This is a genomic window from Paenibacillus methanolicus (assembly GCF_008124765.1).
GTDB lineage: Bacteria > Bacillota > Bacilli > Paenibacillales > Paenibacillaceae > Paenibacillus_Z > Paenibacillus_Z methanolicus.
The window spans coordinates 112,036-118,035 of sequence record NZ_VNHS01000015.1; the positions used below are offsets into that span (position 1 = coordinate 112,036).

The following is a 6,000-nucleotide window of genomic DNA, read 5'->3' on the forward strand; positions in this document are numbered from 1 at the left end:
TGTAACTTTCCCCTTGAGGTTGCATCTTCGGACAGAACGCGATATACTTATCTCTGCCGTGCTAGATGGGGAGTTAGCGGTGCCCTGTAACTCGCAATCCGCTTTAGCGAGGTTGAATTCCTGCCCGAGGTTATGTCGATGTGGGGCTGGTCTTTACGAACAGTGTTGACGGATGGGTCCTCCGCAATGGACGCTTGTGAACGGGTCAGGTCCGGAAGGAAGCAGCCATAAGCAAGTTAGTTCATGTGCCGGAGGGGTGCCTGTCCCGAGCTGGGAGTAAAGTTGCCGCCCGGATCGCATGTATCGAAGGCAGGTGCACGGTACAATACAAGAAACGTTGAACATCTTTGCTAGCCTGCGGGTCGCAAAGGTGTTTTTTGCATTTTGGCAGGAATTTGCCAATCCGGTCGCGAATGGTAGAAGGTACTTATCGTATTGGCGCGAAAGCGTCGCAAGGGATCGCATAAAAAGAGGGATGAACCATGAATCGTATTCCGCCTGCACCGCTAGTCCGGCTCAGCATGGAAGCGCTCGATGTACATATCAATCGTCTTAGGGACACGATGGTCCTCGTGCTCGACGAGCGCGGGCGAATCACGAATTATAACGCATATTTCCAACACCGGAGCGGATATTCGAGGCAGATGCTCATGGGATTTGGCGCGGAGCGAATATTTGAAAGTCAATCATTTGAACAATTGGTGCAGGCCGGAAAGCAGCCGGAGTTGGGCGGTGCGGATGCGCTGCCGCTATTAATGCTTAATCGAGTGGACGGTATTCCGATGATCGTAACCGCTTTCGTCCTTCGCGCGGAGACCGAGACCGGAATGCAGTTGATGCTGGTACTTCAGGAGCACGGTGAGAGAAGCGGCGTTAATTTGCTGGAACGTTTCGGAGAGACCATGCTATTGGATGAAGAGACAGGCGTTATTTTGCTGCGCTCCGACTCGAGAATTATGGATATTAACCAACTAGCATGCCAAGTGCTGAACGTGGATGCGGCCGCCGCGCTCGAAGAGCCGGTGGGCAAATTTTTCGAACAGCCGGGGCGGAAGTTCGAATTAATTCGGCATGCGCTTTCGGAAGGCGTATCCGTCCGCAATCATCCGTTTACGTGGATGCGGGGGGACGAGCGGCGCGAGATGCTGATGGACGTCGGTCTTCTTAAAGGGCCGTCCGGCATGGCGGAAGGCGCATACGTTATTTTTAAGGATGTCACCAATCTGCGTTCGTTAGAACAGCAGGTGCAGCGGAGCGACAGGCTGTCGATGATCGGCCAGATCGCCGCGGGCGCGGCCCACGAAATTCGCAATCCCCTCACGGCCATCCGCGGGTTTCTCCAGATGTTCCGGAAGACGATGACCGATAAGGGAATGGTGAAGGAAGCCGGGTATACCGAAATCATGCTGACGGAGCTCGACCGGATTAATAGCCTGGTCGGCGAATTTTTACTGCTCAGCAAGCCGAAGAACATTCTTTACGATCACGTCGACGTGGCTCAGGTGCTGCAGGATCTGCTGCCGATGATCTCGAGCGAGGCGCTTCTTCATAACGTGGTGGTCGACTGGGAGGTTGAATCGCGCGCTAAGCCTGTGCTCGCAGATCGGGAGATGCTGAAACAAGTGTTTTTAAACATTTGCAAGAACGGGATCGAAGCGATGGCAAACGGGGGGATATTGACGATCAAAGGCCGATGCGGGATGGAAGAGGGGCGGTCAATGGTAATGATCGAAGTGCACGACACCGGAGACGGAATTCCGGAGGCCATGCTGGAGAAGATTTTCGATCCGTTCGTGACGACCAAACCAAGCGGTACCGGCCTAGGACTTTCCGTCTGTCAGCGCATCGTTCATGAGTTCGGCGGAACCATCCGGGCATTGAACCGGAAAGAAGGCGCTCTTTTCGTCATTACGCTGCCTTGTATCGAGGGAGCCCGGTAGTTTTGCGCACATATAGGAATGGATAAGTTTCACGCTTATATTTCAACCTCTATGTTTTCGGAACGTAACGCGTATCTCCGTTATAAGACGGCGATAGTCGTTTCGCCTTGAAATACAAGAATTTATATGTTTCGCGCATATAAGTCATCTTGTATTTCTCCGGAACGTAACGCGTATCGCCGTTAAAATACGGCGATAGTCGTTTCGCCTTGCTTGACGCGATCTGATATAATAAAAGCAAGCTGCATCATGTATCGGATGATGTAAAGAAAGCCCGAAAGGAACGGTCTTGCGTGTCACATATCGCCTTATATCGCGCCTGGCGTCCGCAGACGTTCAGGGATATGGTTGGCCAACAGCATATTATCCAGACGCTGCAGAATGCAATTCGCGAGCAGCGCGTCTCGCATGCCTATCTATTCAACGGTCCGCGGGGGACGGGCAAGACGACCACGGCCAAAGTGCTCGCCAAAGCCATCAACTGCGAGCGCGGCCCGGCGATCGAGCCGTGCAACGAATGCGACGCTTGCAAAGGTATCACGGCCGGTACCATCATGGACGTGGTCGAGATCGACGCGGCCTCGAACAGGGGTATCGATGAGATTAGGGATATTCGGGAGAAAGTGCGGTATGCGCCTTCCGAAGTCCGGTTTAAAGTATATATCATAGACGAAGTTCACATGCTGACCACGGAAGCCTTTAATGCGCTGCTGAAGACGTTAGAAGAGCCGCCGGGCCATGTTATTTTTATTTTGGCGACCACAGAGCCGCATAAGTTGCCGGCGACGATTATCTCCCGCTGTCAGCGGTTCGATTTCCGTCAGGTCTCGCTTCCGGAGCAGACGGAACGGCTTCGGCAGATTTGCGAGGCCGAAGGAATCGAAGCGCAGGCGGACGGGCTGTCTTATATCGCGAGGCTGTCGGACGGCGGCATGCGCGACGCGATCAGTCTACTGGAGCAATCGGCAGCGTTCGGCGGGGGAAGCATCACGCTAGACGGAGCGGTCGAAGTTACCGGTGGATTGGCGGCAGAGCAGTTCGGCCAGCTGGCCGATGCGATACAAGCCGGCAACGCGGCCTTGATTTTGCCGATCGTAGAGAATTTAATGCAGGCGGGCAAGAGCCCGGACAAGTGTCTGGAGAATCTCGTCTACTACTTTAGGGATTTGCTTGTATTGAAGCTCGCGCCGGGCGGCCGCGCATCCACCGAACGAATCGTGGACCCGGAACGTTACCAAGCGACGGCGGAAGCGTTTAGCACGGAGCGTCTATTCCGGATGATCGACATTCTGAATCAATATCAGAACGAAATCCGGCATGCCGCGCTGCCGCAGACGATCTTCGAGGTTGCTCTCATGAAAGTGAGCACCGTCCCGGATAATGGGGCGGAGCGCGGAGCTTCGCAAGCAGCCGGATCGGCCGCGGGGAGCGAGGAAGTGACGCGGCTGCAGCAGCGGATCGACTCGTTGGAACGCAAGTTGACGGAGCTGGCGAAATCCGGCGTGCGGGCGGAAGGCCCCTCTGGGGCGCCGGAGCCGAGCAAGGGCGGCAACAGGGGAGCGTTTCGCGGTGCGGGCGGCGGTGGAGGCTTGCCGCGGAGCACGGTCAAGCTGGATCCGTTCGTCGTCGCGGCGGAGAGCCAGGCGACCGTCCAAGTACGCAACCGATGGGGCGAGATTTTGCAACGGGTGAAAGACGCCCGAATCACGGTTCACGCCTGGCTCGTGGACGGCGAACCGGTAGCCGCGGCGGATAACACGGTGCTGATTGCGTTTAAGAACACGATGCATCGCGAGACGACGGAGAAGCCGGCGAACCGCGAATTGATCGAACGCGTATTTCATGATACGTTTGGTAGGCAAGTCCATTTGGCGACCGTAATGACCAAGGACTGGCAAGCCGCGTTCGATACCGGTCCGGCCAAGGAAGCCGAGCCGCTGCAGATGCAGCAGCAAGATGAGCCGGTTAGCGGCGGCAAGCAGCCGGAATGGGTTGAAGAAGCGGTTAAATTATTCGGCGAAGATCTCGTGGTCGTCGAGGACAAGTGACCGATTCGATTGAGCAAGTATACCAATAAGGGAGGCATAACCATATGAACAACATGAACCAAATGATGAAGCAAGTGAAGAAAATGCAAGAGCAAATGATGAAGGCGCAAGAGGAATTAGCATCGAAAAGCGTCGAAGGCACGGCCGGTGGCGGCGTTGTCACGGTAGTCGTGAACGGCCATAAGAATGTACAGAGCATCGTCATTAAGCCGGAAGCGGTTGATCCGGACGACATCGAAATGCTGCAAGACCTGATCTTGACGGCAGTGAACGACGCGCTCAACAAAGCAGATGAGCTGGCCAACAAAGACATGGGCAAATTCACGGGCGGCATGAAGATTCCGGGTCTGTTCTAAGACCCCTTAGCAGAGGAGCTTGGCCTTGTATTATCCCGAACCGATAGCCAAACTGATCGACGCTTTCAGCCGTTTGCCGGGGATTGGACCGAAGACGGCGGGAAGACTTGCGTTTTACGTGCTGCGCATGAAAGAAGACGACGTCATCGACTTCGCCAAGGCGCTCGTGAGCGTCAAGCGCAATCTTCATTATTGTTCCGTTTGCTGCAATATCACGGACACCGATCCGTGCCGGATCTGCCAAGACAAGACGCGAGACGTCTCCGTCATTTGCGTCGTTCAGGAATCCAAGGATTTGGTGGCCATGGAGCGGACCAAGGAATTCGAGGGACAGTATCATGTCCTTCAAGGCGCCATTTCCCCGATGGAAGGCGTGGGTCCGGACGATATCCGCATCGCGGAGCTGCTCAAGCGCCTCTCGGACGAGCGCGTGCAGGAGCTTATCTTGGCAACCAACCCGAATATCGAAGGGGAAGCGACCGCCATGTATTTGTCCCGGCTGGTCAAGCCGTTCGGGCTGAAAGTCACGCGTATCGCCCATGGTCTTCCGGTAGGCGGCGACTTGGAGTATGCGGATGAAGTCACGTTATCCAAAGCACTGGAAGGGCGCCGCGAATTATAGAATAGAGAAAAATCCTGCGAGGCTCCTGCTTCGCGGGATTTTTTTATCTGCGACGCACGGTTCTAATCCTCTCCTTCCTGGACATACACCTAATTGAACGGGAAATCCAAGGTTCAATGCGGACAAGCTGGGAGGCGTTACGTATGGAGAGCGGATTAGGGTTGCATAAAGCAAAGCCGGTGTTGGGTAGCGGCAAGCCGGCGGATACCAATCTCGAAATGTTGGCGTTAAGAGAGGAAATCGGCGCGGCGAAGCAGGATTGGGACAATGCGCTGCGGCATTTTGAGTATGCGCTCGGGAAAGATCAGATCGATTATGCGATTTTTGCGATAGAAGCAGCGGAGAAACGATACGAGATGCTGCTGCGCAAAGCCAAAGCGTTAAACGCGCAGTGGCCCCAATGGCACGGAGGTGAAGCAAAATGAAAAGCGTATGGTTGGCGATACTTATCGGTTCGACGGTATTGCTTCTCGTTGTCTTGCTGAGACAGAAATTAAGTTGGGGTTGGTTGAAACGATTCGGACTGCATCTTGTGACGGCAGCGCTCGCTTTGTATGCCTTGAACTACTCCGGGCTGCTTCAGGGTTTTGAAATCCCCCTAACGCCTGCTACGATCAGTACGGTTGTACTGCTCGGCATCCCGGGAATCGGATTAATTCTCGGCTTGCAGTACATCGTTCTTTGAAAAAAACAAAAAACAAGCTTGACCTCGTCGTTCTAAATGTGATACATTACTCCTTGCGCCTGACGAGCATGAACGACGTGCGAAGATTGCTTAAAGAACTTTTCAAAAAAAAGTACTTGCAATCAAATGGGCGAATGTGATATATTATAAAAGTCGCCGCTGAGACAAGGGCGAAACAAAAGAAACAAACTTGTTCCTTGAAAACTGAACAATGAGCGATATATGTCAACGTAAGAAATGAGCTAAACAATCTTTCTTTTATGGAGAGTTTGATCCTGGCTCAGGACGAACGCTGGCGGCGTGCCTAATACATGCAAGTCGAGCGGATCTTACCCTTCGGGGTAAGGTT

6 protein-coding genes, 1 rRNA gene and 1 other RNA gene are annotated in these 6,000 nt (G+C 54.0%); all 8 read left to right on the forward strand.

Features of this window, described 5'->3' with window-relative positions; translation table 11 throughout:
• The first annotated feature begins 56 nt into the window (after positions 1-56).
• Positions 57-321, forward strand: an RNA gene (ffs, locus tag BCM02_RS31615) — signal recognition particle sRNA large type.
• A gap of 161 nt (positions 322-482) precedes the next feature.
• On the forward strand, positions 483-1,940 hold the full coding sequence (locus tag BCM02_RS31620; RefSeq protein WP_148933116.1) for an ATP-binding protein: 1,458 nt from the start codon (positions 483-485) through the stop codon (positions 1,938-1,940).
• 293 nt (positions 1,941-2,233) lie between these two features.
• On the forward strand, positions 2,234-3,988 hold the full coding sequence (dnaX, locus tag BCM02_RS31625) for a DNA polymerase III subunit gamma/tau (protein WP_148933117.1): 1,755 nt from the start codon (positions 2,234-2,236) through the stop codon (positions 3,986-3,988).
• 44 nt (positions 3,989-4,032) lie between these two features.
• Complete coding sequence (locus tag BCM02_RS31630) at positions 4,033-4,344, forward strand: YbaB/EbfC family nucleoid-associated protein (RefSeq protein ID WP_148933118.1); 312 nt, start codon at positions 4,033-4,035, stop codon at positions 4,342-4,344.
• Between the two features lie 25 nt (positions 4,345-4,369).
• Entirely contained in the window at positions 4,370-4,966 is a 597-nt protein-coding gene (gene recR / locus BCM02_RS31635) for a recombination mediator RecR (protein ID WP_148933119.1), read from the forward strand.
• Between the two features lie 143 nt (positions 4,967-5,109).
• Positions 5,110-5,391 (forward strand): DUF2508 family protein, encoded by a 282-nt coding sequence (locus tag BCM02_RS31640; protein ID WP_246183644.1) that lies wholly within the window; start codon positions 5,110-5,112, stop codon positions 5,389-5,391.
• Positions 5,388-5,651: a pro-sigmaK processing inhibitor BofA family protein gene (locus BCM02_RS31645; RefSeq protein WP_148933120.1), complete on the forward strand. Its 264-nt coding sequence runs from the start codon at positions 5,388-5,390 to the stop codon at positions 5,649-5,651. Before BCM02_RS31640 ends, BCM02_RS31645 begins: the two co-directional genes overlap by 4 nt.
• Before the next feature lie 257 nt (positions 5,652-5,908).
• Positions 5,909-6,000: ribosomal RNA gene (locus tag BCM02_RS31650) — 16S ribosomal RNA — on the forward strand; the annotation flags it as partial.

Excerpts from the sequence above, each read along its gene's own strand:
- BCM02_RS31620 (WP_148933116.1), top strand. The coding sequence starts at position 483 with ATGAATCGTATTCCGCCTGCACCGCTAGTCCGGCTCAGCATGGAAGCG.
- BCM02_RS31630 (WP_148933118.1), top strand. The coding sequence starts at position 4,033 with ATGAACAACATGAACCAAATGATGAAGCAAGTGAAGAAAATGCAAGAG.
- BCM02_RS31640 (WP_246183644.1), top strand. The coding sequence starts at position 5,110 with ATGGAGAGCGGATTAGGGTTGCATAAAGCAAAGCCGGTGTTGGGTAGC.
- BCM02_RS31645 (WP_148933120.1), top strand. The coding sequence starts at position 5,388 with ATGAAAAGCGTATGGTTGGCGATACTTATCGGTTCGACGGTATTGCTT.